Raw genomic sequence first — 26,112 nt, 5'->3', positions numbered from 1 at the left:
TGCGATTAGCGATCGCTTGTTGGGGGTGTGGGAGTGCGATAGCGCAACCGCTCCGTAGGAATCGGTCTTTGGGATATGGGGAATGCGATCGCTGTTTGGGGATGTTGGGGAGAGCGATCGCTTAAAATTATGGGGTTATGGGCGATCGTTGTTTGGGGATGTTGGGAGTGCGATCGCGTTTGGGTATGTGAAGAGAGAGCGATCGCATTTGGGGATGTTGGGAATGCGATAGCGAAGCGCTGCTGCAAGCAGTTCGTTTAAAATTGGGGTAGTTATGAGCGATCGCTGTTTAGGTATAAGTTGGAATTGCGATCGCAGGATGAATGAAATTAATCACCTAGAGTGCGCTACCATTTATTTAGTCATTTTTAGGATCAGAATTGATTGTGACTACATCGCTCAACATCAACGAAGCCTTACTAAAAGAGGCGTTGGCACTTGACAATCAGGTGAACATTGATTCTTTAGTAGAAACAGCACTGCGCGAATATATTCAACGTCGTAAGCGGCTTAAAGTATTAGACCTTTTTGGGACTATCGAGTATGACGAAGGCTATAACTATAAGCAGCAACGTCATCAAGCATGAGCATTATTGTTGATACTTCCGTTTGGTCACTGGCTCTACGTCGGAAAACACCACCTGATTCTTCCCCAGCAGTCACAATATTGCAGAATTTAATCACTGATGACCAAGTTGCCTTACTAGGCGCAATTCGTCAAGAAATTCTTTCTGGAATCCGCAATTTTGAACAGTTTACCCGTCTGCGAGATTACCTCCGAGCTTTCCCTGATTTAGAACTCATGTCTGAAGACTACGAACTTGCCGCCGAGTTTTTCAATATCTGCCGCAGTAAAGGCATTCAGGGTTCAAATACTGATTTTTTGATTTGTGCAGTTGCTCATCGTCGCAGCTACAGCATCCTCTCCACTGACAATGATTTTCAGAACTTTCTAGTACATATTCCTATTATTTTATTACCTGTTGAGGGTTAATGCGTAAGCGTTGCGCTCCGCAGGAATCGCTGTTTAGGATATTGGTCGGGAGAGCGATCGCGTTTGGGGATGTTGGTGTGCGATCGCTTAAAATTGGGGGAGTTGTGAGCGATCGCTGTTTAGGAATAAGTTGGGAGTGCGGTCGTTTAAAATTAGGGGGTTGTGTGCGATAGCGAAGCGCTCCGCAGGAATCGCTATCTAGTCTCAAATTCTATCACTCACCTTCTAATAAATCCTGTATATTTTCCAATTTCTGCTGAGAACCATGACGAACACGATGAATATATACAACTCCTTCCTCTTCCTCAATGTTTTGAACCGTAAATAAAATTAAAAATTGTTTTTGATAAAGAAGTTGTCGAACTTCAATTTCCATATACTGACTTTCCATAGCTAAAGAACAACGTTGGGGAAAATTTTCCAACGTCAGCATAATTTCATAACATCCCCGCACCCAACGAAAAGCTCTTTCCTGCGAATCCTCTTTGATCCATAGGAAAATACTCTCAATATCAGCAATAGCACTAGGTGAAATCTCAATCCGGTATGCCATATTTTTCCTTAAATTCTGCAAATGCTTGATTTAAGGGCATACCCTCACCTTGTTCAAACTCATTTATACTTTTACGTATCTTTGCAACAGATTCCAGTAATTCAAGTCTATCAATAAGTTTTTGATAACTTTCTGCATCTTGAACTACAGCAGCAGCTTTACCATTCACAGTTAGCACAATGGGAGATTGAGTTTCTTTTAACTTATCCAGAAACATCTTTGCTCCTCGCTGAAATTCTGATAAGGGGTGAATATCGCTTAAGCTAAACATCATAATTTCAATAAATTATTTGATAATTTAATGTTAATTAAATGAAAATATTTTGTCAAGGGAAGATATAGCTGTTTTGGGAGGTGTGGGAGAGCAATAGCGTATCCCTGACGGGACTCGAAGAGATAGCGCTCCGCAGGAATCGCAATTTAGGAATAAGTTGGGAGAGCGATCGCTTGGAAACCATATCTAAATAGCTACTCAATGTGGCTAGATTTAAGAAGATGCTATGATCCAAATTAGATAGCAAAACCTGATGTTTAATATGCCTCTTAGCGAACTTCTACCAAGCGACAGCAATTGTCCGCGATTTAATTCTAGTTTCTAATGGATTCTGATTTATTAAGAATTGAAGGGGTTAATTTAGAAAATTGGTTATGATCATAAAATCATAAATATACACTAATAATAGATAGCTAAAATTTTAATATTTACTTTAAAAAATCAAATGGAATTATCCATCTATCTACACGGACAATTCCATTAATCTATTAGAAGTTAAGAGCCTTAAGCCCATTTTGTACGGTACAAGGAATTCTTTTGAATTTACTGTTGGTAACAGTTATTTACTTAAACCATCATATCTGTTTGGGTCTTTTTTCTCCTTTTTGTCCTTGGCATCTTTTTTAGGCTTTTTAGCTTCTTTATTACCTTTTTTTTCCTTAGACATCAGTCTTACCCAACTAGGTTTACTTGTTAAAGCTTCCACATTCTGCTATTAGTAAATTAGGGCGTAGCTGACCTGATATCCTTTAAAAACAGCAAGGAAAGCATTAAATATTTACGCTACTAATTACTATGATACATTGTTATTTAATTTTGTTATTAATTTGATTAACTATGTCACAAAACTTTAGATACTATATGCCTACATCCAATTTAGAATTTGATAGGTAATCATTAAATGACTCCAGTAGATATTGTCATTCTCTCCAATGGTCCAGGGGAAGTTACAACTTGGGTACGTCCCGTTGTCAAAGCACTGAGAGAACAATTAGGAAATGACCGTTCACAAGTGAGAATTTCTGTAATATTATCACCTTGTCCCCATGCTAGTGGTAAAGAACCTGCTATAGCTAAATCTTACTTAGAAGTTGATAGAGTTCAAGCACCTCAGCATTTTTGGCAGTTTTTATTATGGGGAAAAACCGCCGAAAATTGGGAATGGAGAAATAAAGGTGTAGTGGTATTTCTCGGTGGAGATCAAATTTTTCCCGTTATTATTGGTAAAAAATTAGCATATAAAACCGTAGTTTACGCAGAATGGGAAGCACGTTGGCACAATTTCATAGATAGGTTTGGAGTCATGAAAGCGAAAGTTGCAGAAAATGTCTCTCCTAAATATGCTCATAAATTTGCCGTTGTGGGCGATTTAATGTTAGAAGCAGCCGCAGAAAATCAGATAAAATCCCAACTTCCAAATCCCCAACCCGAAATGGAAATGATTGGGATTTTGCCAGGTTCAAAAGCCGCAAAATTAACCCAAGGTGTACCGTTAACTTTAGCTATTGCTGAATATATCCACACAAAAAAACCTCAAACAAAGTTTGTTATTCCTGTTGCACCAACTTTGAATTTACAAACTTTAGCAAGTTTTGGAGATTCCCAAAAAAACCCTTTTATGCAAACTTTTGGTGCTAATAATGCGTCCTTAATTATTCCCGAAAAAGATAACCCAATATTGAAGACAGAAACAGGATTAACTGTCGAATTGTGGCAAGAAAATCCAGCATATCAATTATTATCTCAGTGCAGTATTTGCTTAACTACAGTCGGTGCAAATACCGCTGAACTTGGTGCTTTAGGTGTGCCAATGATTGTTTTATTACCTACTCAGCAAATGGATTCTATGCGTTCTTGGGATGGTTTACCAGGGTTGTTAGCTAATTTACCGGGAGTGGGTACAAATTTTGCCAAATTGATTAATTGGTTTTTTATCAAACGCATAGGTTTATTAGCATGGCCAAATATTTGGGCGCAAGAAGAAATAGTACCAGAACTTTTGGGTAAACTCCAACCCTCAGAAGTTGGAGAAATGGTGTTAGACTTTTTAGAAAATCCCCAAAAATTGGCAGCTATGCAAGATAAACTTCGCAGTGTTAGGGGTGAAAGTGGTGCAGCACAAAAGTTAGCTACTTTGGTAAAAGAAGAAGTAGAAAATTTTTAGGCGTTGCATAATTGCGGGATGATTTGAGAATCTGCATCAATATATAATCACCGCGTCTCCCCTTCCCCGCGTCCCCTCGTCCCCGCGTCCCCGCGTCAGCCTCAATCATTCCCTTATTCAGCAACGCCCTGGAGATGTCTAATCCGATGATTCCCCATCTCTGCGTCCCAAATCATAAATACCTGTACCCATACAAGCAAGTATGCCGGTACTAATGCCCCAACTTTCACCTAAACTGATTTCTAAACCCCAATTACATAAAGCACCAAATACTATAAAAGGCACAATACTAAAGAGTGAGGCGTAAAAAGCATTTTGGGATTCTCTGGCTTTACGTGTCTTTTCAAATTCTGATTGACTAGTGTAGAGAAAGCGTTCTGCAAAGTTAAACCACCTTTCTAATTGCGTTGTTACCCATTCCCTAGTTGAGGCAAAACCGATATACAGTGCCAAAGACCACACACAAGCTCCTGCAATCGCAATTTTATCTATCTCAAAGCGGAAAGGCAATATATCAAACATGGCGCAATTTAATTCTTTAATGCCTAATTTTAGCTTAATTTCTTCATAAAAAAGTTATTCACTCATCAGAAGAGTCAATAGTCTATTAAACTAGACCATTGACCCTTAATGATTACCTAATGCGGCACAGCTAACTTTTGATCTGTCACCAGAGTCTGGGTATTTTCCTCTACAATCTTGCGGAACAAATCCCCATCGATGGTTTCTTCTTCCGCTAATAAATCGACTAAACGCTCCAAAACTATGCGGTTTTCTTGTAGTATTTCTTTGGTCTTGTTGTAGCTAGTATTAACAATTGCCCGAACTTGAGCATCAATTTTAGCAGCAATTTCCTCAGAATATTCTGATTTATTCCCCCAGTCACGCCCCAAGAATACTTCCTGATTTGGACTTTCCAAAGACAATGGACCCAAATCAGACATCCCAAACCTTGTTACCATTTGTCTAGCCATATTTGTGACTTGTTGTAGGTCATTTCCTGCACCTGTCGTCACTTCAGCTTTACCAAATACGATGTCCTCCGCAGCTCGACCGCCTAAAGCAGCCATAATCCGCGCTAGGATTTGAGAACGAGAAATTAGTCCTTGTTCTTCATTGGGTGTAAACCAGGTTAAACCTAGTGCTTGTCCTCTGGGAATGAGGGTAACTTTTTGTACTGGATCATGCTCTTTAACTAACGTACCTACCAAAGCGTGTCCCACTTCATGGTAAGCAATTAGGCGTTTATTTTTGCTGTCTACTAAGGCTGTTCCTTCCATTCCAGCGACAACCCGATCTACTGCATCATCAATTTCTAGAATGGTAATGGCTTCTTTGCGTCTTCTCGCGGTGAGAATTGCGGCTTCGTTGAGGAGGTTAGCTAAGTCTGCGCCAGTGAATCCAGGAGTACGACGTGCGATCGCTTCCAAGGATACACTCTTGTCTAATTTCTTGTTCCGTGCATGAACTTCTAATATCTCCAAGCGTCCTTTAATATCAGGTGCATCAACAGTTACTTGTCTGTCAAAACGACCAGGACGTAATAAAGCTGAATCCAATACATCAGGACGGTTGGTAGCCGCAATAATAATAATACCTGTGTTACCTTCAAAACCATCCATTTCCGTTAATAGCTGATTTAAGGTTTGTTCTCTCTCATCATTACCTCCACCGATACCTGCACCCCGTTGACGACCTACAGCATCAATTTCATCAATAAAGATGATACAAGGAGCGTTATCTTTAGCTTTTTTGAACAAGTCGCGGACACGGGAAGCACCCACACCCACAAACATTTCTACAAATTCCGAACCAGAAATACTAAAGAATGGGACAGCAGCTTCACCAGCGATCGCTTTTGCTAGTAGAGTTTTACCAGTACCAGGAGGTCCAATTAACAAAACACCTTTAGGAATTTTTGCACCTACAGCAGTAAATTTTTCTGGCTGTTTGAGGAAAGTCACAACTTCTTGTAGTTCTTCTTTCGCTTCTTCAATCCCCGCTACATCGTCAAATTTTACCCCTGTTTTCGCTTCCATTTGGAACCGAGCGCGGGACTTACCAAAATTCATGGCTTGGTTAGAAGCATTAGTAGAACGACGGAGGAACAAAAGCATTAAAGCTACTAATGGTAAAATCCACATCAGATTGATTAACAGCCCGACAGCAGCCCTACTATTAGCAGAGGAAACCTCACCAAACTCAACATTTTTTTCTTTGAGTTTGTTAATTAACTCAGAATTTTGATCTAAAAGTCTTACTGGTATAGGTGGTTCATCTGATTTTCGATCTGCCAAATAAACTCTAGCTATTTGTTCAGTTTCATCAAGTTCTACTCTTTTAACTTCCCCTTGCTCTGTTTTTTGCAGCAATTCTCCATAACTTAAAGAATTAGCCGCTGCTTTTTGTGCTAAAACGGGAGAACCACCAACAAATCCTGGCAACATGATCATACTGGCTACTAAAGCTCCAGTCCAAGCAATGCCTTTTGTTGAGCGCTGTTTTTTCAATGCCTTTTTTCCAACATTTGTCATAATATTTACCCTTTCTCTTTTGGCATAAGCTGATATTTGGTTTTATGCCTATTCTTCTAGCAGAAATTCCAATAACTGGAAATTACGGTTTTCTTATCTAGTCTAACTTCCAGACAAAAACATTCCCACGTATTTACTACTGAACTCATATAGCTGGTTAACTAGGATTATTCCTAATAATATCCAGTTTCTCCTGAAACTAAAATTTGACATATTACGCAATCAATCACTAAAATAGTCATAATCATAATGACTACGCTTTTAAAAATTCTAGTTTGGTGGGTGAACTATGGTAAAAATTGTTGGTATTGGTGGTAGTTTAAGACCTGGCTCCTATACCCAGCTAGGGTTACAAGTAGCAGTACAACGAGTAGCCGCTTTAGGTGCAGAAGTCGAAATTCTCGATTTACGGCAAATGCAGCTACCTTTTTGCAATGGTGGTAAAGATTATTCAGAATACCCAGATGTACAACGGTTGCGCGATACCGTTCGCAATGCAGACGGCTTGATTTTGGCCACACCAGAATATCATGGCAGCGTTAGTGGTGTCATCAAAAATGCTCTAGATTTGATGAGTTTTGAAGAACTATCGGGGAAGGTAACAGGATTAATTAGTATTTTAGGCGGTCAGTCTAATAGTAACGCCCTCAATGACCTACGGTTAATTATTCGTTGGGTGCATGGTTGGGTGATTCCCGAACAGATAGCTATCGGACAAGCTTATGCAGCTTTTAACTCTGAAGGTAAGTTGCTGGATGAAAAGGTATCTCAACGCTTTGATCAATTTGCTCAGAGTTTAGTTGATAATACTCGGAAATTACGGGGAGTTAATTAGAAATAGGGAGACCAGGGGAGGATATTTATAGGCTATTCTCCCTTTTTAGCATAAGCAGCAAGAAGCCCCACGTCTCACTCTTAGGAGCGTGGGATGAATTGAATTGTGAGGACGCTGCTTTCATCAGATCGCGTTACATTCAAAAATACTCTAGGACTTACGCAACTGCCACATTGGTAGGGTGCGTCAGATATCAATAATCTAGTTATTTGCAGGATTTATGCAGTAGTAAAGCACCCTACAACAGATTTTGAGTATGACACTTGCGTAAGTCCTAACTCTTTGAAAAACCAGAGAATTGGATGAAAGAAAATTAAGCAATAAAAAAACCCCGGCGAAACTAACCGAGGTTTATAGGAGAAATAAGAATGACGATTTAGACACTAATACTAAAAATTTAAAATATTAACTAACTCCTAACGCAATTAAAACTATAGATGAAACAAATAAAACTGCAACTACACCTTGAAAGACGTAGCGGTTTTGTTGCTTTTTAGTAGGATATTCTGCGTAGTAAAGTTTTGGCTCAGTGGAGTAGTTATTGAGAATGCCGTTTTCGTTAATGGTGGTATACATAATGTTTTTCTTTTGGGTTGTTACTTTATGTAAACAAATATAACAAGTTTATTACGAACTGTCAATATAACTTGACAAAAAATAATAGATAGCGTTATGGGGGCTTGCTTATCAGTTATGGAACTACTGGTGACTGGAAGTCTTGGCTATATACAGTCAAGATACGAAGTGGCTTCCCGGAGTCCGCCTGTGCTGGTTTCCAGAGGAAATGTAACAAAAGCGGGTGCAACGATATATAAAAGGAATTTGTAGAGTATGTTAAATAATGCAGTTGTGTCTTGACAAGACGAAACGAATTTACTGCCATAAAAAATTTAGCAGTTCACAAACTAATTGCAAACTGCTATATTTAGAATTTTGTTTTTGCTTTAAATGGGCAGTACCAGACTCGAACTGATGACATCCTGCTTGTAAGGCAGGCGCTCTACCAACTGAGCTAACCGCCCGTTTTTCTCACTTGTTTAATATAACATAGCTATTTGGAATTTTGCAAGTCTTTGGGAATTTTTTTTTGTATATGCTTTTAAGAACTATACTTACTCAGTAAGGGCTAAACGCCTAGCTAAAAGAACTCAGGACTGAATATGCCTTCTGGTCAGACGCACGATCGCATTACTATCTGGTCTTTGCCATTTGTGGCGGGTGTGACTTTGATTTCCACTCGCAGCAGTAATATGACGTTGTTGGTGGCGGGAGGGTTTATATTTGGAGGGCTGATGTTTGGCCCCGATTTGGATATTTACTCGCGTCAGTTTCAGCGATGGGGGTTTTTGCGTTGGATTTGGCTACCTTATCAAAAGAGTCTGCGTCATCGCTCTTTTTTATCCCATGGACCGATTATTGGTACGACTTTGCGGGTGGTGTATCTGACGAGTTTTCTGGTGGTTGTGGGGCTGATAGTTTTGGTGGTTTTGGCGAAGTTGGGTAATGTCGCTTTGAACTGGGGGGAGGTTTGGAGTGGTGTAGGGCGATCGCTCTCTCTCTATTATGGAGAATTTTTTGCTCTGTTTCTTGGCTTTGAAATTGGGGCGATGAGTCATTCTCTCAGCGATTGGACTGGTTCGGCTTATAAACGTTTTCAGAAACAAGGGATTCAAGGGTTACTTCCTAATGGCAAAATTAAGAAGCGTAAACCGACGCGGGGTGTAAAGGCGGTTAAAAAACGCAGAGGTACGCAAAGGTAAACGCAGAGGGAAGAGGAGGTTTTATGGAAGGTAATGAGTCTTTGGTGGCTTTGCAGGAGTTAATTGAGGTGGTGGCGAAATTGCGATCGCCGGAAGGTTGTCTTTGGGATTTGGCACAAACGCCTGAAAGTCTTACGCCTTATGTGATTGAGGAGGCTTATGAGGTGGTTGATGCGATTCAAACTGGGGATAAAGGTGCGATCGCTGAAGAGTTAGGTGATTTATTATTACAGGTGGTGCTACAGGCGCAAATTGCTAGTGAAGCTGGTGATTTTTCTCTGCAAGATGTGGCTAAGGGTATTTCTCAAAAGTTGATTCGTCGTCATCCTCATGTTTTTGGTGATGTCAAGGTGCAAAGTATGGATGAGGTACACCAAAATTGGGAAACTATCAAAGCAGCGGAAAAGGGAGAAACTCCAGAAGCGCAAAAACTTAGTGATAAACTTAGTCGTTATCGGCGCAGTCTTCCGCCATTAAATGCAGCGATGAAGATTTCTCAAAAGGCTGCTAATGTTGGTTTTGAGTGGAATAATGTTGATGAGGTTTGGGGCAAGTTTCATGAAGAGTTAGGGGAATTTCAACAGGCTTTAGCTGAGGAAACACCGGCTAGACAAGAATCAGAGTTAGGTGATTTGCTATTTGCAATTATTCAAGTTGCGAGATGGCATAATCTTGACCCCAGTGCAGGTTTGCAAGGTACAAGTCAGCGATTTATCCAACGTTTACAAAAAATGGAAAACGTTATTGAACGTCCTTTTTCAGATTACAGTTTAGAAGAGTTAGATGCTCTCTGGCAACAGGCAAAAACTCAACTTGGTCATTAGATCATGTGAACTGGGGCAGAAGGAAAGTAACTAGCAATCATCAATTTTTATCCACCCACTTTCGGTAAACGGGATCATCCCAATTTTGCAAAAATATACGCAACTAACCCAAAAAACCTGTTTTACCTCTTACCTATGCCTTCGGCACGCTACGCGAACGCGCTCTTCGCGTCTTCGCGGTTCGTTTATTTTATGCTTTGTATTCAGTTGGAAGCTCAGATAAAAAATAAACTTACACATTTGGGATGCTCCCCGGTAAACTGGATACACTGCTATCATACAGCGGATTTCAGGTTAATGAAGTCCAAAAAGGTTTTAGTGCTGTAAGAAATTATCACTGCTAAACTGACTACTACTGTAAATAAATTTATTTTTACCATGACTACTGTACCAGTTATTTATTCTTTAATTCAGATTGCTCAAAAAACTCGTCAAGCTGCTAGTAAGCTGGGAGTTCTTTCGACTAAGGAGAAAAATCAAGCGATTGAAGCGATCGCTCTGGCTTTAGAATCAGCTAGAGAGGAAATATTGACAGCAAATCTGGCTGATTGTCAAGCAGCGACAGCCGCAGGAATCGCTAAACCCCTTTATAAACGGTTGCAGTTAGATGAACATAAGTTAAGAGATGCGATCGCTGGGGTGCGAGATGTTGGTAAGTTAGATGATCCTGTTGGTAAGGTGCAAATTCACCGGGAAATTGACACAGGCTTAATTCTCAAACGCATTACTTGTCCTTTGGGTGTTTTAGGAATCATTTTTGAAGCCCGTCCCGAAGCAGCTATTCAAATTGTTTCTTTAGCAATAAAATCCGGTAATGGTGTCATTCTCAAAGGTGGTAAAGAAGCTTTACGTTCTTGTGAAGCCATAGTTAAAGCCATTAAACAAGGTTTATCTCATACTGCTGTTAACCCTGATGCCGTGCAATTGCTAACTACCAGAGAAGAGATTTTAGAACTTTTGCAATTAGATAAATATGTAGATTTAATTATTCCCAGAGGTTCTAATTCTTTTGTCAGGTTTGTCCAGGAAAATACTCGCATTCCAGTATTAGGTCATGCTGATGGAATTTGTCATCTTTATGTAGATAAAATGGCTGATATTGTCAAAGCCATTAATATTACTGTTGATGCCAAAACTCAATATCCATCAGGTTGTAATGCCATTGAAACTTTATTAGTTCACAGCAGCATTGCTGCTGACTTCCTCCCCAAAGTTGCCGCAGCTTTACAAACAGAGAATGTTGAATTAAGAGGTGATCAACCCACTTTGCAAATTTTAGATAATATTGCGGCTGCAACGGAAACAGACTGGAAAACAGAATACAGCGATTTAATTTTATCAATTAAAATTGTTGATTCTTTAGAAGCAGCAATAACTCACATTAGCGAATATGGTTCTCGTCACACAGAAGCAATTATTACCGAAGATATAACAACAGCAGAAACATTCCAAGCTTTAGTAAATGCAGCGGGAGTTTATCACAATTGTTCAACTCGTTTTGCAGATGGTTTCCGTTATGGTTTTGGTGCAGAAGTGGGAATTAGCACTCAACAAATGCCACCTCGCGGACCCGTTGGTTTAGAAGGTTTGATAACATATAAATATCAAATGTCCGGTGATGGTCATATTGTATCTAGTTACACGGGTGCAAATGCTAAACCGTTTCGTCATCGTGATTTGGAATAATATGTAATCAATTTATTTTCTAGCTTTAACAAAGAAGGTTGTAGTATCTTCCCAAACTCCTTGATCAGTTACTAGTTTTTCTATTTCTGATTTGTATTCAACTTGTAACTGATTTAATTGTTCTGGTGATATTTCTAGTAACAGTGGATTTCCTTTAAATATTAAATTTAAAAATTGACTAGATAATTCCTGATTACTGAAATTGCGATATCTTCCGCGTGGTTCAATTTTAATCTCAATATCTCTAAAACCCGCCTTTTTTAGCAAGTTATGACACTTTTCAGGACTACCAAGTGGTGCGAGAATATGTGTCAAGGGTATGCCGAAAAATTTTGTACAGATATTCACATAAACAGATGCCATATAGGCAGTTTCAGGAGGACAAGTAAACGCAACAAATCTTCCTGGTTTTAGGAAGCGATGCCACTTTTGTAAACTGGCAAGAATATCAGTAAAATATACAATTGCTGAACAACAAAAGATGACATCAAAACTACCATCATTAAAATTTAGATACTCTGCATCTGCTTCAACAAATTCGATGTTTTGTAATCCTGCTACTGCAAATTTTTCTCTGGCTTGATTTAGCATTCCAGGAGACATATCTACACCAATTACATAGCCTTCTGAACCAACTTTCAAAGCTGCGGGAATGGCAACTAAACCTGTTCCCGTGGCAATATCCAGGATTTTCTGTCCTTGCTGAATTCGTACAGATTCAAGTAACAAACTGGCTTCACGTGGATGCTGAGAACCTTTTTCTTGATCATAGGCAGTTCTAGAATTAAAAAGTTCTATTATCTGCTGCTTATAATTATCCATAAATCCTCAATTTAAACCAAGGCTTTTAATAATGCTTGCAATTTAAGTTGTACCTCAGCAAATTCTTTATCAGGATTAGAACCGGCGACTATACCAGCACCTGCATAAAGTCTAGCGCAATTGCCATCAATTAACGCTGAACGAATCCCCACAATAAATTCACAATTACCCGAACCATCCACCCAACCCAAAGGGGCTGCATATAAACCTCTTTCAAAACTTTCATAACGGCGAATTTCTGCACAAGCAATATCTCTAGCTGCACCTGCCACCGCTGGTGTAGGATGTAATTGAGCGACAATTTTCAGAGGGTGAACATTATCAGGAACTACAGCACTAATGGGTGTCCATAAATGCTGGATATTAGATAATTGTCGCAGACGTGGTGATAGAATTTGGGGGAACAAACCTAGCTGAGATAAACGTTGTGTAATGAAATCAAGTACTAATTTATGTTCATGTTTTTCTTTGGTGCTATTCACTAATTTATCAGCATTTTCTGCATCTTCTGTCGGCGTTTTTCCTCTAGGTGCAGAACCTGCTAAAGCATCAGTAATTAATTGTCGATTTTGAATACTAATTAAGCGTTCTGGACTAGCACCAATAAAATTTTGTCCTTTGCCATTACTTGTAGAAAAAACATAACAATTAGGATGGAGTTGTCGGAGATTATTTAATGACTTGAATAAATTAAAAGCATTGCTTGAACTGACATCGAGAATATCCGCTAAAACAATTTTTATTAAATGATTATCTTGGATTTTTCCTAAAACCGATAATACTGAATGTTTGAATTTATCTGGATTGGTAATATTTCTTTTGAGTAAGTTCACAGGAAAGATATCACTATGAAGTGAGTAATTTTCTTCTAAAGATTGGATAATTTCAATTTTGGTTTTTATTTCTTGTAATATTGTTTGAATATTGGCATCAGAATTAATAATACTATTTATGACTAAGGTGCAGCATTCATTTTTTATAGCTACTTGCAAATGTGGTAGAAAAATAGTAGCAGCAGGGAATGGATAATTCAGTTGGTGATGCTGTTCAAAAAAACTGAAGCAACAGAAGAAATGAATTCCGGTAAAGGGTTGACGAGTATTCCCAAAATGAATTACTTTACTTAAAGAATTTCTAATAAATTCCTCAGCTTTATAAAACCGCTCTTTCCCACCAATCTCTAATTTTGCTATAGCATCAATTGCCGCAATTGCTTCACCTTTACTTTTGTTTTCAAAGTAAAAATTTAAGGTATTTGCTTGGGAAAATTTATCTAAAACAACTAAAGGATCAATTAAGTCAATCTCTAGAGAAATACTCACAATTTGCTGGGTATTATTTTCGCAGCACTTTTCCTGAACTGCTAACAGCAATTGATGCAAATCTTTATAATCTACAAAGAACCTGCTGCGACATGGTGAAATTGTCATGGATGTGTAAGTTAATTTTTTTTAAGTTATCTTCCTAAAGCGTAATAAGTCATGGTCGTATTTCTATAGGTAGCATATTCAGTGACCATTAACCAGCCTCTGACTTGCTGGGTTTTGGGATTTCCCAGAACTGATACTATTTTTAGCTGCAAAATGTAAAGCCAAGTTTTATGATCTTCAGGTTAACCAGCAATCACAAAATTAGCATTTTTTGGGAATTTACCAGCGTCAAATGTCTCGCAAGATTATAAAATCTAAACTGAGCAGTAAATTTATAGCAATTTAACTCATCACAGCTGATGACTCAAAATCAGATTTCTATACCCAAGAATAAATTATGGCTGGCGGCAATCAAACCGCCGATGTACAGTGTTGCTATTATGCCTATATGGGTAGGTTCAGCAGTAGCATTTGCGGAAACAAAGATTCTTAATCCGACAATATTTTCAATATTTATTGCTGCGGCAATTTTAATTCTGGCTTGGGAAAATATCAGTAATGATGTTTTTGATGCAGAAACAGGTATTGATAAAAATAAACATCACTCCCTTGTAAATTTGACTGGTAACAAGCAGTTAATGTTTTGGCTAGGAAATTTATGTTTAGGTTCGGGTTTGCTAGGGATAATAGCGATCGCACTTCTACAACAAAACCCAACTGTAATTGGTATCATTCTGCTATGCTGCGGCTTGGGCTATATGTACCAGGGACCTCCCTTTCGTCTAGGATATCAGGGTTTGGGGGAAATTCTCTGCTTTTTCGCCTTTGGCCCCTTGGGAACGTCAGCAGCATACTACAGTCAAACTCAAACTTGGTCAATCACTAATTTAGCAGCTTCGGTGATTGTTGGCATTGTTACTAGTTTAGTTCTATTTTGCTCACACTTCCACCAAGTTAAAGATGACATAGCGGCTGGAAAGCGATCTCCTATTGTTCGCTTAGGTACTCAAACAGGTGCTAAAGTCTTAGTCTGGTTCACTGCTAGTATCTATCCTTTTAATCTATTATTCGTTTTATTAGGAATTTTTCCAGTTTGGACGCTGTTAAGTTGGGTAAGTTTACCCTTTGCATTCAAATTATGTCGCCACGTTTTAGAAAATCACAACCAACCAGACAAAGTCAGTAACTGTAAATTCATCGCTGTCGCTGTGCATTTCTGGAGTTGTTTGCTGTTGGGTGTAGGATTTATGCTGGGGTAATGAATTATCAATTTTCCTGGCGTGCAATTAATCACAAATTCACTCGTCCTGTAGTGACAAATCATGGAATTTGGGAAATCCGCGAAAGCATAATTATTCGCCTAATTGATGTTAAGGGTAAAGTTAGTTGGGGAGAAATTTCCCCTATAAGTTGGTTTGGTTCTGAAACTATTGAACAAGCTTTAGATTTTTGTCACCAACTACCAATAGAAATTACATCAGAAATAATTTTGGCGATTCCAGATCACTTACCAGCTTGTCAATTTGCTTTTGAATCAGCCTTATCAAGATTAGGTGAAACATCAGAATTTATCACTCTTCAAAATCTCACCTATAGTGGTTTATTATCAGCAGGAGAAGCCGCTTTAAATCAATGGCAAAGTTTATGGGAACAGGGATATAAAACATTTAAATGGAAGATTGGGGTAGATAATATTGCCCAAGAATTAGAAATCTTTAATTTACTAATTCAAAACTTACCCGATTCGGCAAAACTACGTTTAGATGCTAATGGTGGACTCAACTACAAATCAGCAAAATTATGGCTACAAACTTGCGATAATTTCCAACCAAAAATAGAATTTATCGAACAACCTTTAGCTGTGAATCAATTTGCAGAAGTATTAGAATTGAGTAATTCATATTCTACAGCCATTGCTTTAGATGAATCTGTCGCCACTTTACAACAACTCGAACACTATTATCAACAAGGTTGGCGAGGAATTTTTGTGATTAAACCGGGAATAGCTGGTTCACCATCTCGGTTGAGAAAATTTTGCCAACAACATAATATTGATACAGTATTTTCATCTGTATTTGAAACCCCAATTGCTAGAGAAGCCGCACTGCAATTAGCAGCAGAATTATCTCTAAATAATCGTGCTGTTGGTTTTGGTATTAACCACTTTTTTACACAACCAGATTCAACCTTTCCTCAAAGTCTATGGAAAAACCTCTAGACTATTTACAGAAAATCAAAAATCATCATTGGCTAATTGGTGATGATAGCCAAGAACTTCAGCAAATAGCAAATGAATTATATTTAGAATTAACTCAATTATCGAAGAAAACAGCACCAAAAATTATTTTAGCTGAACGGGAACCAGTGCGATTTTTAGCCAGCTTTATCGCCGCTTGTGCTGCCAAATGTCCAATTTTTCTCTGTAATCCCGACTGGGGAAAAGATGAATGGCAACAAGTTTTTAATTTAGTCCAACCAGATATAGTTTGGGGAGTGGATAATAATTTTGTACAATCACCAAATACCAATTACCAATTACCAATTACCGATTCTATTATGATTCCTACTGGTGGTTCATCGGGAAAGATTAAATTTGCAATTCACACTTGGGAAACATTAACGGCATCTGTACAAGGATTTACAGAATATTTTCAAATAGAAACAGTTAATTCTTTTTGTGTATTACCATTATATCATGTTAGTGGGTTAATGCAATTTATGCGAAGTTTTATCACTGGCGGTAACTTAGTTATTAGCACATTTAAAGAAGTTAAATTTTGTCAAAAATCTAATCTTAATTATGCAGATTATTTTATATCTTTAGTACCCACACAATTACAACGCTTGCTAGAAAATCCCCAATCAACTCAATGGTTATCTCAATTTGAAACAGTACTTTTAGGAGGTGCGCCAGCATGGGATGAACTGTTAGAAAAAGCTCGATTTCATCACATTCGTCTATCACCTACCTATGGAATGACAGAAACCGCTTCTCAAATTGCCACTCTTAAACCAGATGAATTTCTCAAAGGTATAATTAGTAGTGGAAAAATTTTACCTCATGCCCAAGTTACAATTGATCATCTCACAGGTAATATAAATATTCAAAGCAAATCTCTGGCTTTAGGTTACTATCCACAACTTTGGGAAAATCAAGATAATTTTTCTGTAGATGATATTGGTTTTTTAGATGAAGAAGGCTATTTACATATTAGCGGACGTAGCAGCGACAAAATCATTACAGGTGGTGAAAACATTTATCCAGCAGAAGTTGAAACAGCGATTAGAAAAACTAACCTAATTATTGATATTTGTATAATTGGCATACCTGATAAACATTGGGGACAAGCATTAACGGCAATTTATGTACCCAAAGACTCGAATACTTCTACATTGGAAATTCAAAACCAACTTCAAAAAAAAGTTAGTAAATTCAAAATTCCTAAATATTGGATTCCCCTACCAAACTTACCCCGAAATGCCCAAGGTAAAATCAACCGTCAACAAGTTCAAGAAATTGCCGAGAATTTTCTGAAAACCAAATAATTACAATTAGAAATTAGACAATTTCCTCCCGCAACTTTCTTCTCTCAGCCCCCTCTAAGTCTTTACGATGAGTTTCCAACCAATTGCTGATATGATCAGGCAACTCTTGCTTCATTCTGCTATTGACATCAATACAAACATGACGAGTCATAGCTTTAGCAACTATTACCTTATTCAACGTGATTTCATAGTTAATTTCAAACTTATCCACACTAATTTTTTGAGGTAATAATCTAATCATTAGCTTGTCACCACAATACATTGGGCTAAAAAAATCTACATTAGTATGTACAATCGGGAAAGCTAAAGATGGATTAGTAAAAAAAGTTTTTAAGTTGATATCGAGAGATATTAATGATTCTTCATAAGCTTCATGGCAAATTCCCAAAACATTCGCAAAATAAACTACTCCAGCTGCGTCAGTATCTTGAAAACGTACAACCCGCTGATAATTGAAAATCATAAAATCAAGATTCCCAAGTCAAAACAAAAAAGTAGGCATATTGCCTTATATAGGAATTTATTGTACTTTACATACAGCATTTTTTATTTAAAAAACTCACATTTAGCAGTGATTTTCGGACTTCAATCTTTCTTAATTCAAGGGTTGATATATATCTTCAGAAGCAGGATTGAGGTAAGGACGATGTACATCAATTAGATGCTGTGCAAAGTGTTCGTTAATAATTTGCATGCGTTCTTCAATAGCATTTTTCCCTTTTTCCCAAGCTTCTAACAAAGCATTAGCGACAATTTGACATCGGTTTAGTCCAAAACTTTCCTGTGCAGCAAATTTGTGGCTTGGTTCTTCTGCTAAACTCAATCCGGGAGCTAAAAATTTGGTAAATAAGGGTATTTCTGGCTGAAAATGACTTTGATGCTGTTTATAAACAGCTTGCAGAATTTTGTGGATGATGGGATAATTTTGTCGTTCAAAATGGAGTACCCCTGCATCATAGCGCCCATATGCAGAGGGGTTATAGAGAACCTGAAAGCTAAAAGCAATTTCTGTATTATTTAGTTGTTCTGTGAGGCTGTCCATGAGAGCGATCGCACCAGATGGCGTAAAATTAAAATAAATTCGCCCTACTCCTAAATCAGCATTTGGCGTATTTGGATGTTCTTCGCCTACATTGCTAACCGCCACATAACAGCCATTTTGTAAGCGATTTTTAGGCATCCATATAGCAATAGAATCACCCACCTTGGCAGACTTTTTACGAGATTTGAGATAGCATTCTGGCTCAACATACAATGTCAAACCAGCTTTAGTTACAGCTATACTCCTATCAGGTTCTAATCGTAACACTTGCCAATCAGGGTCATAGTTACCAGTACCGTGATTACTCTGATGTAGTTGCTCATAAAAATCCCAATCAACACCTAAACTAGAATTTTGCTGTAAATTTGGAATTTTTGAGTAATTAATATTACCAGTGTTGGCTTCTAAAGTGGTTTGTAGTGAACCGTTATAATAGATACTATGGAGAAAATTACGTAGTAGTAAAGCTAGATATTTTTGTTGTAAAGCTGGCGAATTTTGTTGAAATCTATTTGCTACTGTAGTTGGCAAAGAAAACGGTTGATAATGGGGATGATGAATACAAAAATTAGACTCTATTTGGATATTAGTAGCAATATCAAACAAAGAATTTAGAATTTGATTTGTAGAACTATCTAGCATTAATTAATTTGCACCTCAAAATTTATAATACTAACAACCGCGCAGACGAGTTTTTTCGTAATAAATCCGCACTAGTTGAGTTTCTTTTGCTGGTTTTGGTAGTTTTTTACCAGTTGCAGATTGCAGAATCTCTGTCTCGGAAGCACCAAAAATAGTCAGCACAGCTTGTTCAGGCATAGTTAGTAAACTTTTGGCAACTTCGAGCATACACAAGTTGGTATTATCAAAATATTTACGGTTGTCAATCATTTCTTGAATTTGATGAATCAGTGCCAATCCTGTAAATTGAATAACACGCACAAGGAAGTTTTGATTGTAGTCTAAAATCATGGGAAATCCATGCAGATAAGAACGAAGGATAGCCAGGATTGAAGGTTGAATAGTTTCCAGTGGTATCATTGCTAAATGCAAAGATTCTTCTAACTCTAGAGTAGGATCTACTATCAAACTTGAAAGCCAAATTTTGACATAACTTGCTAGTATAGTTCCTAAATCAAAAGCTGGATCTCCCCAAGTACAAGTTTCCCAATCAATCAGCCTTACTAAGCAATTATCTAGCTGTTCCCAACGAGAATGAACCAAAATATTGTTCAACTGTAAATCGTTGTGAGTCAAACAACAAGGATTCCATTCATAGGCCAAGTCTGCAATTGCCGATTCTAGACTTTCATAACACTGATAAAGAGCATGAAACTTGAGTGCTTCAGTGGGAATTGTGCCAAAAATCTCTGGACTAATTGAGCTTATACCTTGAGCCGGATTGTAAAAATTATAGCGAAACTGTCCTTGGGGTGCAGTGGCCATAAAATCACGATATTCTCGCTGTTGGAAGGTTGTACGATGTAAACCTGCTAAGGCATTACCAATAGATATAGCAATTTCAATAGGGAAAATACCGTTATTTTGATAGAATGTTTCTAATTCCGTATATTCACTTAAATAGCTACGGACGAGGATAGAATTTTCCTGATCAAAATTTAATACTAATGAAGTTATCTCAGAAATATTCCCAAGGATGGGAAACTGCTGTAACAGTTGGTGAAATAGCCATTCTTTAAAAAATTCATGATGACTAATATCCAAATTTATATGTTGTTCTTGTTTCACCAACAGTTTGTGATTATTTGCCAAAGTCACCAATAAATTATGATTTTTTCGGTTATTTTCCGGTAACTTGGATTCATATTTTGCGCCATCTTCTGCGCTACGCAGCCCTACCTTTTGCAGATACTGGATAACATTTTGAGAAGACAGTGATAATAACATTTATTATTTCCTAGTTTCTTAAATTGATTAGAGAATTATCTATGCCGAAGTCGATTTAACACCAGTAGGATTAGGGAGATACCAACAAAACTACGAAGATCAATAACTATTTGTACGATCTACTAATATCTCATTTGTGTTAGCAAAACCTGCCAATATGGCAAAATATACTTTATCTTTTCTTTAAAATTTAATCAAGATAACATAGAATTTTTACACTAGTAAAAATCCTAAATTTGGGACACAGCACTCCTCTGTAATTAGTGAACTGATTGGTAGATACAAGCAACAAGGGGCAGATTGGCTCACAAATCATTTAGGACTGCTACATACAGCAGAATTCAGGAGTTCAAAGAGAAAGCCGCTGGATATTTAATAGCGTAGCTACGCTAGAGCCATATTTTGATTTTTAGTTTGTACCTCCTGCAACTTACAATCGACTGTATCTATTTTTGTGGTTAATGTTATTGGCTCGGAAGTATTTATCTACTGAGGATGTTGACTTTTTGTGAGCGGACATAACAATTTTCTTTGGTGCATAATAGCTGCCGTGCTGTAACCACATTTACTCGTAACGGTTTTTCACAACAAATAAACTAGGTAAAGGTGTACTTTCGCCGCTAGAAATCTCCATAGAGCAAAAACACACTGAGAATATATAGTACAAAAAACTCATGTGTACGATAACTAGATTAAGTTCACTATATTACACCTATACTTTAGTGATCGCAAGTTCTGCTACAACTATCACTACTATGTAATATGTAATAAAAGTAATTTTACACGCTGATAAAACAAAAGTACTAAGATAATTACTGATATTCAGAGGGATGTTGATTGTGATTGAAACACAGTTACAAACTTCAAAACAGAAGCAGGTAAGAGAAACTTTTTTTATGGGTTGGGGAGTCTAGATGGAATCAGGGGGCTACTTAGAGACAAAAATTTGATTAATTATTACCGCCAATGTCAGCATACCCAAAATAATCATTAATCCTGCCGGCATGAACTTACGTGTTTTAGCTAGTCGCAACGCAAAGAAAAATATTAAAATACCAGTAATAAAAGCTGCTACAGTCAAACCCCAGGTTTGTCCCTGAAGTTGACAGTAGGCAGAAAAAATTAGTAACAAACCGCTCATGCTACCACTTAATAACGAAACTTTACTTTTAGCTTGAATGTAGCCAATAATGCCACCTAATAACGATAAAATGCCGTAGCCAAAAGCGGCAACTATACCTAAATTCATGATTACAACCTATGTAGATTTGAATTTTACTTTCAGGGTCAGTAGAAAATAACAGTTGATTGATGGATAATCAAGCAATGCCGACGGCACACACTTCGTCTTATATCAAAGTTCAATTCCTCCAGCGTCAAGCTGCCTCTCTTTTACTTTACCAATCCGTTCTCCAAGGCAAAGTAGCGATCGCATTTCTGGAACTGTTACAAGCAATACGTTACACTGACGCAGATGGGCGTGATTGTCTCAAAGCTTACGGTAGCTATTTCCAAGCTTTAGCTGCCAGCAATCAAACTTGGGAGGAATACTTAATCAGTCAAATTCTGATTGCTGATAACCCCTTTAGCAAATTGGCTCAACAGCGAAAATTTGCTGACTTGCCCCCAGCTTTAGTAGCAGCAACCCAAAATGATTTACAAATATTACAAAGTCTCTATGAATGTAACAGTGCAATTTTAAGCGAGTGGGTGCAAATTGCCGCTCATTTGCCAGTTTCCCCAGTCGTGTGGTACCAAGAGCCTCAAAAAGTGTTTGACCAAGGTTTGCCGGCTTCTCTCCCGCAATTAACAACTTGGGCTGATGCCGTAGAAGATTTAGCAGCTTATTATCAACAATATGGAACAGGTTTATTTGCAGAATACAGTGCTTTTCGCTGGCAAGCCGGAGAGTTTGTGGGTATTCGCTATGCTGATACAGTGAAGCTAAGTACACTAGTAGGTTATGAGTGGCAAAAAGATACTTTGTTAAAAAATACAGAGTTTTTATTATCAGGAGAGTCCGCACTGCACGTATTACTTTACGGTAGTCGTGGTTCTGGCAAATCTTCATTAATCAAAGCTTTGTTAAACGAATATCGTCACAGAAACCTCCGCTTGATAGAAGTTGCCAAATCAGAACTCCAAGATTTACCCAAAATTGTCGAGTATTTGCGGGGAGTACCCCAAAAATTTGTTATTTTTGTTGATGATCTTGCTTTTGAAGAGGATGATGATGCCTTTAAAGCCCTAAAAGTAGTTTTAGAAGGCAGTTTAACCGCTAGACCCCAAAATACAGTTGTTTATGCTACTTCTAACCGTCGTCACTTGATTCGAGAGTATTTTAGTGATCGACCTACCCCCAAGGATCATGAGGAAGTCCATGCTTGGGATACAATGCAGGAAAAGCTGTCATTTAGCGATCGCTTTGGTCTCACTCTAACCTTTGAAGCCGCAGATCAAAAAACTTATTTACAAATTGTCCAACATTTAGCAGCAAAAACAGGCATAAATATCACTCCCTCAGATTTAGAATACCAAGCTTTGCAATGGGCAACTCGCCATAATGGACGTTCTGGCAGAACAGCACGTCAATTTATAGACTTCTTAAAAGCAGAGTTAGCTGTATTTGGTGAAAATAACAATAGCCTGTAGTCAACTTACTAGTGTAGGCTAACAGAAATAACTAATTAATAAAAACCTGTAAAAACTTTTTATGGTAAATATTTTGGTCTTCTGCTTTCTTGCACTAGTGACGGAAATTTTTAACTCCTAACAGAGCAATATTATGCAAACATACAGCAGCAGGAAGGAGAAAAATAGGCTTTATATCTAACTTGACCACAAAGTTTTTTACTTTCAACCATACCCAACCATACCCAACCATATATTTAATAAAATGTGAGCAGTAATGACATTAGTAAAACATGATTCTGAAAACTTCAATACACTAAAAACAAGCAAGATGCAATCAGCAATCATCAGTAATCGCTTAATTCTAGGTATAGCAGCCTTTAGTGTCAGTTTTGGTCTAAGTCTCGTCCCCAACTGGGATTTTACTAAAGCCTTAATCACAGGAATGATTACTGTATTAGCTACCTATTCAGCCGCTTTATTTGTTGATAAACGACGCAGGAATTATGAAATGTTAATTTTAGGTTCTCTAAATAGAATAATTAGAGAACGTGAAGGATTAAAATCTCGTATTGCTAGAGAAATAAAACAAATAGAAGAGCATCGCAGTATACTTTACAGCGAATCTCAGCAGCTACAAAATCAAATCGCAGAATGTCGTAATCAAAGAGATAGTCTTCATCGAGAGTTAGGCAATTTTGCCGGACAAAAAAAGCAGTTAGAATCAGAAATTAGTATTTTAACAACTGAAGTACATGATTTGGAAAATAGTACAGAAGAATTGAAAAATGACTGCTCTCATCTTGCAGCCGAAAAACGCCGATTAGAATTGAATTCTCATGGTTTACGTTCAGAAATAACCCAGATCCAAAATCAAATTGAAGCCTTTCAAGCCGAAAAGCAGGAAATCGAAAGTAGTTTAACTCTGTTAGGTAGACTCAAACCCCAACTAGAAGAAAAACTATATGAACTAAGAATAGAAATTCAAGAACTAGAAATGAAGATAGTCCAAGGAAATAACTTACTTATCGAGACAAAGACGAATAAAGAAAATTTAGACAATAGTCTGATTTCTCTACAGAACCAAACTACAGCACAACAAGCTGAACTCAACCAACTACAAAATCAAGTTCTATTGTTACAAAATGAACGCGACTTATTACAAAGTCAAGTTTGGGAACTACTCCAACAAATGGAAACACTCAATCAAGAAAACTTATATGAAAATCCAGAAGAAGACGATATTGAATTGTTTCCTTTTGATCAATTACTAGAACCAATATCACTCATAGACTATGAACTGAACACCTCAGATAACTTACCCACAGAATGGACTAATTTTCTGGAAAATCTGCCAGAATATGAAATCCAGGTATTAAAAGCCATAGTTGAGCAAGATAATCCCAAACCTACCATTAAAAAAATTGCTGAAGCCAACATCACCATGCCAAATTTATTAATTGACTCCATAAATGAAATTGCTAATAATACTATTGGGGAACTGATTATACAAACAGCAGAAGAAATTCCAGAAATTTATCAAGAACATATTCCCAACGTCAAAAAAGTAATAGCAATCTATGAAAAACCTAGCAACTAAATTTGTTTTATCCAATTAAATAACTTTCTCAAAGTAGTAAACCCGAATAAAAAAAGTTAGTAGTAAGGGCTTTAGCCCGATAAAATCTGGCAAGAAAGCGATAAATCGCTCACTACGATCATTTATCTTACATTTAATCCTGATTATAAAACCTAGACACCAAAAGACTTTTTAGACTGTCATCTACTATATACTGGCTATTTACAGAAGCCTTAAAAATTAACTAAAATCAACTACATGACAAAACCAAAAATTTCCAAAAAAATCTCCACCGCTTTAATTAATTCCTTGGGTGCAGGAGTAGTCCCCAGAGTTGGAATTGAACACATAGCAGTAGGTCGAGAAAAAGAACTTAATAGCCTATTAAATAATCTTAATGATATCGCCGAAGGTGTAGCCGCATTTCGGTTTATCATTGGTAACTACGGCTCCGGTAAAAGCTTCATGCTGCAAATGATTCGTAACCGGGCTATGGAGCAAGGATTTGTAGTTGCTGACGCTGATTTATCCACTGGACGCAAACTAGCAGGAAGCAACAATGAAGGTTTAGCAACTTATCGAGAATTGATGAGTCGTCTCGCTACAAAAACTCGTCCTGACGGTGGTGCTTTAATTTCTATTTTAGAAGGATGGATTAATAAAATTCAGCAAGAAGTAGCTAAAGAACAGGGCATAAATCCCAATGATGAAGGTTTTGATGAGCAAGTAGAAGTGAAAATTCGGGAAGTAGTTCACTATATTGAAGACTTAGTTCATGGCTTTGATTTTGGTACTGTAATTATTGCTTATTGGCGTAGTTATCGTTTAGATAATGATGAATTAAAAAATGCGTCTTTACGCTGGTTGAGAGGAGAATTTAATACCAAAACTGAAGCTAAAGCCGCATTAGGAGTACGGGTGATTATTGATGATGATACCTGGTTTGATTATATCAAACTCTTAGCGAAATTTGTAGCGGAAATAGGCTATAAAGGAATGTTAATTTTAATAGATGAAGCCGTCAATTTATATCAAATATCCACGACAGTCACTCGTGAAAAGAACTACAACAGACTGTTAGCAATGTTCAACGACACCATGCAATGTAAAGCAGAAAATCTGGGTATTTTTATTGGGGGAACAACTAAATTTTTAGAAGATCCAAATCGAGGACTTTTTGCTGACCAAGCTTGGCGTAGACGCACAAAAGAAAGTCGTTTTTCTACCCAAGCAGGTGTACAAGAATATATGAGTCCAGTTATTCGACTCAATCCTTTAACTGAAACAGAAATCTTCTCACTTTTACAACGATTAACAGAAATTCATGCCCTCAATTTTGCTTATGAAAAGACCTTAACAAATAGGGAATTAAAGGAATTTGTCCAAGAAATTATTAGTCGTTTAGGTGCAGAAGCTTTACTCACACCAGGAGAAATTATTCGGGATTTTATTAGTGTGTTAAATGTTATTTATCAAAACCCAGAAATTAAGTTTACTGAATTAGTTCATGGTTCTAACTTTAAACCTACTACTGTTGGTGATAGTGAAAATATAGATGGAGATGTATCTGAATTTAGTTTGTAAGCAAGG

General features: G+C 37.5%; 27 protein-coding genes and 1 tRNA gene. 14 read left to right on the top strand and 14 right to left on the bottom strand.

The genetic code is table 11. The features are described from left to right. Positions 1 to 5 precede the first annotated feature (5 nt). Positions 6 to 248 (bottom strand): hypothetical protein, encoded by a 243-nt coding sequence (locus tag ANA7108_RS29545; RefSeq protein ID WP_144052366.1) that lies wholly within the window; start codon positions 246 to 248, stop codon positions 6 to 8. A gap of 138 nt (positions 249 to 386) precedes the next feature. Here ANA7108_RS29545 and ANA7108_RS0108285 point away from each other — a divergent pair, with 138 nt between their 5' ends. The 3 genes from ANA7108_RS0108285 to ANA7108_RS30145 are packed head-to-tail and all read left to right on the top strand — an operon-like array spanning position 387 to position 1,167. Further along, the gene (locus ANA7108_RS0108285; protein ID WP_016950312.1) at positions 387 to 587 is read left to right on the top strand and encodes a type II toxin-antitoxin system VapB family antitoxin; all 201 of its coding nucleotides are present in this window, start codon (positions 387 to 389) and stop codon (positions 585 to 587) included. Further along, positions 584 to 994 carry a PIN domain-containing protein gene (locus ANA7108_RS0108280; RefSeq protein ID WP_016950311.1) on the top strand — a complete coding sequence of 137 codons (411 nt, stop codon included), beginning with the start codon at positions 584 to 586 and terminating at the stop codon, positions 992 to 994. Before ANA7108_RS0108285 ends, ANA7108_RS0108280 begins: the two co-directional genes overlap by 4 nt. After that, entirely contained in the window at positions 994 to 1,167 is a 174-nt protein-coding gene (locus tag ANA7108_RS30145; RefSeq protein WP_158318353.1) for a hypothetical protein, read from the top strand. Before ANA7108_RS0108280 ends, ANA7108_RS30145 begins: the two co-directional genes overlap by 1 nt. A 41-nt stretch (positions 1,168 to 1,208) precedes the next feature. On the opposite strand, the gene ANA7108_RS0108275 is transcribed toward ANA7108_RS30145, so the two are convergent. The 3 genes from ANA7108_RS0108275 to ANA7108_RS30140 all read right to left on the bottom strand — a co-directional run bounded on the left by ANA7108_RS0108275 (position 1,209) and on the right by ANA7108_RS30140 (position 2,527). Further along, complete coding sequence (locus ANA7108_RS0108275; RefSeq protein WP_016950310.1) at positions 1,209 to 1,547, bottom strand: type II toxin-antitoxin system RelE/ParE family toxin; 339 nt, start codon at positions 1,545 to 1,547, stop codon at positions 1,209 to 1,211. Beyond that, positions 1,531 to 1,821: a type II toxin-antitoxin system Phd/YefM family antitoxin gene (locus ANA7108_RS0108270; RefSeq protein ID WP_237741498.1), complete on the bottom strand. Its 291-nt coding sequence runs from the start codon at positions 1,819 to 1,821 to the stop codon at positions 1,531 to 1,533. Before ANA7108_RS0108270 ends, ANA7108_RS0108275 begins: the two co-directional genes overlap by 17 nt. Before the next feature lie 559 nt (positions 1,822 to 2,380). Further along, positions 2,381 to 2,527: a hypothetical protein gene (locus tag ANA7108_RS30140; RefSeq protein ID WP_016950308.1), complete on the bottom strand. Its 147-nt coding sequence runs from the start codon at positions 2,525 to 2,527 to the stop codon at positions 2,381 to 2,383. A gap of 195 nt (positions 2,528 to 2,722) precedes the next feature. Between ANA7108_RS30140 and ANA7108_RS0108260 the strand changes: the two genes are divergently transcribed. Beyond that, positions 2,723 to 3,985 (top strand): hypothetical protein, encoded by a 1,263-nt coding sequence (locus ANA7108_RS0108260; protein WP_016950307.1) that lies wholly within the window; start codon positions 2,723 to 2,725, stop codon positions 3,983 to 3,985. A 138-nt stretch (positions 3,986 to 4,123) separates the two neighbouring features. On the opposite strand, the gene ANA7108_RS0108255 is transcribed toward ANA7108_RS0108260, so the two are convergent. Then, positions 4,124 to 4,507 carry a hypothetical protein gene (locus ANA7108_RS0108255; protein ID WP_016950306.1) on the bottom strand — a complete coding sequence of 128 codons (384 nt, stop codon included), beginning with the start codon at positions 4,505 to 4,507 and terminating at the stop codon, positions 4,124 to 4,126. A 116-nt stretch (positions 4,508 to 4,623) separates the two neighbouring features. After that, positions 4,624 to 6,519 (bottom strand): ATP-dependent zinc metalloprotease FtsH, encoded by a 1,896-nt coding sequence (gene ftsH / locus ANA7108_RS0108250; RefSeq protein ID WP_016950305.1) that lies wholly within the window; start codon positions 6,517 to 6,519, stop codon positions 4,624 to 4,626. Positions 6,520 to 6,808: 289 nt separating this feature from the next. Here ftsH and ANA7108_RS0108245 point away from each other — a divergent pair, with 289 nt between their 5' ends. Next, a complete protein-coding gene (locus ANA7108_RS0108245; protein WP_016950304.1) occupies positions 6,809 to 7,354 on the top strand; it encodes an NADPH-dependent FMN reductase in 546 nt (181 codons plus the stop codon). A gap of 405 nt (positions 7,355 to 7,759) precedes the next feature. Here the strand turns inward: ANA7108_RS0108245 and psb34 are convergent, their stop codons facing one another. Both psb34 and ANA7108_RS0108235 read right to left on the bottom strand, forming a co-directional pair. Next, the gene (psb34, locus tag ANA7108_RS29540; protein ID WP_016950303.1) at positions 7,760 to 7,930 is read right to left on the bottom strand and encodes a photosystem II assembly protein Psb34; all 171 of its coding nucleotides are present in this window, start codon (positions 7,928 to 7,930) and stop codon (positions 7,760 to 7,762) included. 373 nt (positions 7,931 to 8,303) lie between these two features. After that, a tRNA-Val gene (locus ANA7108_RS0108235) sits at positions 8,304 to 8,376 on the bottom strand. A gap of 138 nt (positions 8,377 to 8,514) precedes the next feature. On the opposite strand from ANA7108_RS0108235, the gene ANA7108_RS0108230 reads away from it, so the two are divergent. The 3 genes from ANA7108_RS0108230 to ANA7108_RS0108215 all read left to right on the top strand — a co-directional run bounded on the left by ANA7108_RS0108230 (position 8,515) and on the right by ANA7108_RS0108215 (position 11,624). Then, complete coding sequence (locus ANA7108_RS0108230) at positions 8,515 to 9,114, top strand: metal-binding protein (protein WP_016950302.1); 600 nt, start codon at positions 8,515 to 8,517, stop codon at positions 9,112 to 9,114. Positions 9,115 to 9,137: 23 nt separating this feature from the next. Continuing rightward, positions 9,138 to 9,938, top strand: a complete 801-nt coding sequence (gene mazG, locus ANA7108_RS0108225; RefSeq protein ID WP_016950301.1) for a nucleoside triphosphate pyrophosphohydrolase — start codon at positions 9,138 to 9,140, stop codon at positions 9,936 to 9,938. A gap of 378 nt (positions 9,939 to 10,316) precedes the next feature. After that, positions 10,317 to 11,624: a glutamate-5-semialdehyde dehydrogenase gene (locus ANA7108_RS0108215; protein ID WP_016950300.1), complete on the top strand. Its 1,308-nt coding sequence runs from the start codon at positions 10,317 to 10,319 to the stop codon at positions 11,622 to 11,624. Positions 11,625 to 11,636: 12 nt separating this feature from the next. Here ANA7108_RS0108215 and ANA7108_RS0108210 read toward each other — a convergent pair whose 3' ends face one another. Together ANA7108_RS0108210 and ANA7108_RS0108205 are read right to left on the bottom strand one after the other, a co-directional pair. After that, complete coding sequence (locus ANA7108_RS0108210) at positions 11,637 to 12,446, bottom strand: class I SAM-dependent methyltransferase (RefSeq protein WP_016950299.1); 810 nt, start codon at positions 12,444 to 12,446, stop codon at positions 11,637 to 11,639. Between the two features lie 11 nt (positions 12,447 to 12,457). Further along, positions 12,458 to 13,876, bottom strand: a complete 1,419-nt coding sequence (locus tag ANA7108_RS0108205) for an isochorismate synthase MenF (RefSeq protein ID WP_016950298.1) — start codon at positions 13,874 to 13,876, stop codon at positions 12,458 to 12,460. A 299-nt stretch (positions 13,877 to 14,175) separates the two neighbouring features. Here ANA7108_RS0108205 and menA point away from each other — a divergent pair, with 299 nt between their 5' ends. The 3 genes from menA to ANA7108_RS0108190 are packed head-to-tail and all read left to right on the top strand — an operon-like array spanning position 14,176 to position 17,362. Next, entirely contained in the window at positions 14,176 to 15,075 is a 900-nt protein-coding gene (gene menA / locus ANA7108_RS0108200; protein ID WP_016950297.1) for a 2-carboxy-1,4-naphthoquinone phytyltransferase, read from the top strand. Then, complete coding sequence (locus ANA7108_RS0108195) at positions 15,075 to 16,034, top strand: o-succinylbenzoate synthase (RefSeq protein ID WP_016950296.1); 960 nt, start codon at positions 15,075 to 15,077, stop codon at positions 16,032 to 16,034. Before menA ends, ANA7108_RS0108195 begins: the two co-directional genes overlap by 1 nt. Continuing rightward, entirely contained in the window at positions 16,019 to 17,362 is a 1,344-nt protein-coding gene (locus ANA7108_RS0108190; RefSeq protein WP_016950295.1) for a 2-succinylbenzoate--CoA ligase, read from the top strand. The genes ANA7108_RS0108195 and ANA7108_RS0108190 overlap by 16 nt, the downstream gene beginning before the upstream one ends. Positions 17,363 to 17,375: 13 nt before the next feature. Here the strand turns inward: ANA7108_RS0108190 and ANA7108_RS0108185 are convergent, their stop codons facing one another. The 4 genes from ANA7108_RS0108185 to ANA7108_RS0108170 form a co-directional block, all read right to left on the bottom strand. Next, positions 17,376 to 17,825: a thioesterase family protein gene (locus tag ANA7108_RS0108185; RefSeq protein WP_016950294.1), complete on the bottom strand. Its 450-nt coding sequence runs from the start codon at positions 17,823 to 17,825 to the stop codon at positions 17,376 to 17,378. A 132-nt stretch (positions 17,826 to 17,957) separates the two neighbouring features. Then, positions 17,958 to 19,046, bottom strand: a complete 1,089-nt coding sequence (locus ANA7108_RS0108180) for a T3SS effector HopA1 family protein (protein WP_016950293.1) — start codon at positions 19,044 to 19,046, stop codon at positions 17,958 to 17,960. 30 nt (positions 19,047 to 19,076) lie between these two features. Beyond that, positions 19,077 to 20,312, bottom strand: a complete 1,236-nt coding sequence (locus ANA7108_RS0108175) for a phosphotransferase family protein (protein WP_016950292.1) — start codon at positions 20,310 to 20,312, stop codon at positions 19,077 to 19,079. Between the two features lie 928 nt (positions 20,313 to 21,240). After that, complete coding sequence (locus ANA7108_RS0108170; RefSeq protein ID WP_016950291.1) at positions 21,241 to 21,561, bottom strand: TMEM14 family protein; 321 nt, start codon at positions 21,559 to 21,561, stop codon at positions 21,241 to 21,243. 62 nt (positions 21,562 to 21,623) lie between these two features. Here ANA7108_RS0108170 and ANA7108_RS0108165 point away from each other — a divergent pair, with 62 nt between their 5' ends. From ANA7108_RS0108165 to ANA7108_RS0108155, 3 genes are all read left to right on the top strand, one after another. Continuing rightward, on the top strand, positions 21,624 to 22,964 hold the full coding sequence (locus ANA7108_RS0108165) for an ATP-binding protein (RefSeq protein ID WP_016950290.1): 1,341 nt from the start codon (positions 21,624 to 21,626) through the stop codon (positions 22,962 to 22,964). Between the two features lie 256 nt (positions 22,965 to 23,220). Next, entirely contained in the window at positions 23,221 to 24,543 is a 1,323-nt protein-coding gene (locus ANA7108_RS0108160) for a tellurite resistance TerB C-terminal domain-containing protein (RefSeq protein WP_016950289.1), read from the top strand. Positions 24,544 to 24,780: 237 nt separating this feature from the next. After that, on the top strand, positions 24,781 to 26,106 hold the full coding sequence (locus tag ANA7108_RS0108155) for an ATP-binding protein (protein ID WP_016950288.1): 1,326 nt from the start codon (positions 24,781 to 24,783) through the stop codon (positions 26,104 to 26,106). Positions 26,107 to 26,112 lie beyond the last annotated feature (6 nt).

This window comes from Anabaena sp. PCC 7108, assembly GCF_000332135.1.
In the GTDB taxonomy this organism is placed as follows: domain Bacteria; phylum Cyanobacteriota; class Cyanobacteriia; order Cyanobacteriales; family Nostocaceae; genus Anabaena.
Note: the sequence above shows the minus strand (reverse complement) of the source record. Positions and strands in the feature narration are given on the sequence as shown.

Bases quoted from the DNA above. Each gene is read 5' to 3' on its own strand.
- ANA7108_RS0108280 (WP_016950311.1), top strand. From the start codon at position 584: ATGAGCATTATTGTTGATACTTCCGTTTGGTCACTGGCTCTACGTCGG.
- ANA7108_RS30145 (WP_158318353.1), top strand. From the start codon at position 994: ATGCGTAAGCGTTGCGCTCCGCAGGAATCGCTGTTTAGGATATTGGTC.
- ANA7108_RS0108275 (WP_016950310.1), bottom strand. From the start codon at position 1,547: ATGGCATACCGGATTGAGATTTCACCTAGTGCTATTGCTGATATTGAG.
- ANA7108_RS0108270 (WP_237741498.1), bottom strand. From the start codon at position 1,821: ATGATGTTTAGCTTAAGCGATATTCACCCCTTATCAGAATTTCAGCGA.
- ANA7108_RS0108260 (WP_016950307.1), top strand. From the start codon at position 2,723: ATGACTCCAGTAGATATTGTCATTCTCTCCAATGGTCCAGGGGAAGTT.
- ANA7108_RS0108255 (WP_016950306.1), bottom strand. From the start codon at position 4,507: ATGTTTGATATATTGCCTTTCCGCTTTGAGATAGATAAAATTGCGATT.
- ftsH (WP_016950305.1), bottom strand. From the start codon at position 6,519: ATGACAAATGTTGGAAAAAAGGCATTGAAAAAACAGCGCTCAACAAAA.
- ANA7108_RS0108245 (WP_016950304.1), top strand. From the start codon at position 6,809: ATGGTAAAAATTGTTGGTATTGGTGGTAGTTTAAGACCTGGCTCCTAT.
- psb34 (WP_016950303.1), bottom strand. From the start codon at position 7,930: ATGTATACCACCATTAACGAAAACGGCATTCTCAATAACTACTCCACT.
- ANA7108_RS0108230 (WP_016950302.1), top strand. From the start codon at position 8,515: ATGCCTTCTGGTCAGACGCACGATCGCATTACTATCTGGTCTTTGCCA.
- mazG (WP_016950301.1), top strand. From the start codon at position 9,138: ATGGAAGGTAATGAGTCTTTGGTGGCTTTGCAGGAGTTAATTGAGGTG.
- ANA7108_RS0108215 (WP_016950300.1), top strand. From the start codon at position 10,317: ATGACTACTGTACCAGTTATTTATTCTTTAATTCAGATTGCTCAAAAA.
- ANA7108_RS0108210 (WP_016950299.1), bottom strand. From the start codon at position 12,446: ATGGATAATTATAAGCAGCAGATAATAGAACTTTTTAATTCTAGAACT.
- ANA7108_RS0108205 (WP_016950298.1), bottom strand. From the start codon at position 13,876: ATGACAATTTCACCATGTCGCAGCAGGTTCTTTGTAGATTATAAAGAT.
- menA (WP_016950297.1), top strand. From the start codon at position 14,176: ATGACTCAAAATCAGATTTCTATACCCAAGAATAAATTATGGCTGGCG.
- ANA7108_RS0108195 (WP_016950296.1), top strand. From the start codon at position 15,075: ATGAATTATCAATTTTCCTGGCGTGCAATTAATCACAAATTCACTCGT.
- ANA7108_RS0108190 (WP_016950295.1), top strand. From the start codon at position 16,019: ATGGAAAAACCTCTAGACTATTTACAGAAAATCAAAAATCATCATTGG.
- ANA7108_RS0108185 (WP_016950294.1), bottom strand. From the start codon at position 17,825: ATGATTTTCAATTATCAGCGGGTTGTACGTTTTCAAGATACTGACGCA.
- ANA7108_RS0108180 (WP_016950293.1), bottom strand. From the start codon at position 19,046: ATGCTAGATAGTTCTACAAATCAAATTCTAAATTCTTTGTTTGATATT.
- ANA7108_RS0108175 (WP_016950292.1), bottom strand. From the start codon at position 20,312: ATGTTATTATCACTGTCTTCTCAAAATGTTATCCAGTATCTGCAAAAG.
- ANA7108_RS0108170 (WP_016950291.1), bottom strand. From the start codon at position 21,561: ATGAATTTAGGTATAGTTGCCGCTTTTGGCTACGGCATTTTATCGTTA.
- ANA7108_RS0108165 (WP_016950290.1), top strand. From the start codon at position 21,624: ATGGATAATCAAGCAATGCCGACGGCACACACTTCGTCTTATATCAAA.
- ANA7108_RS0108160 (WP_016950289.1), top strand. From the start codon at position 23,221: ATGACATTAGTAAAACATGATTCTGAAAACTTCAATACACTAAAAACA.
- ANA7108_RS0108155 (WP_016950288.1), top strand. From the start codon at position 24,781: ATGACAAAACCAAAAATTTCCAAAAAAATCTCCACCGCTTTAATTAAT.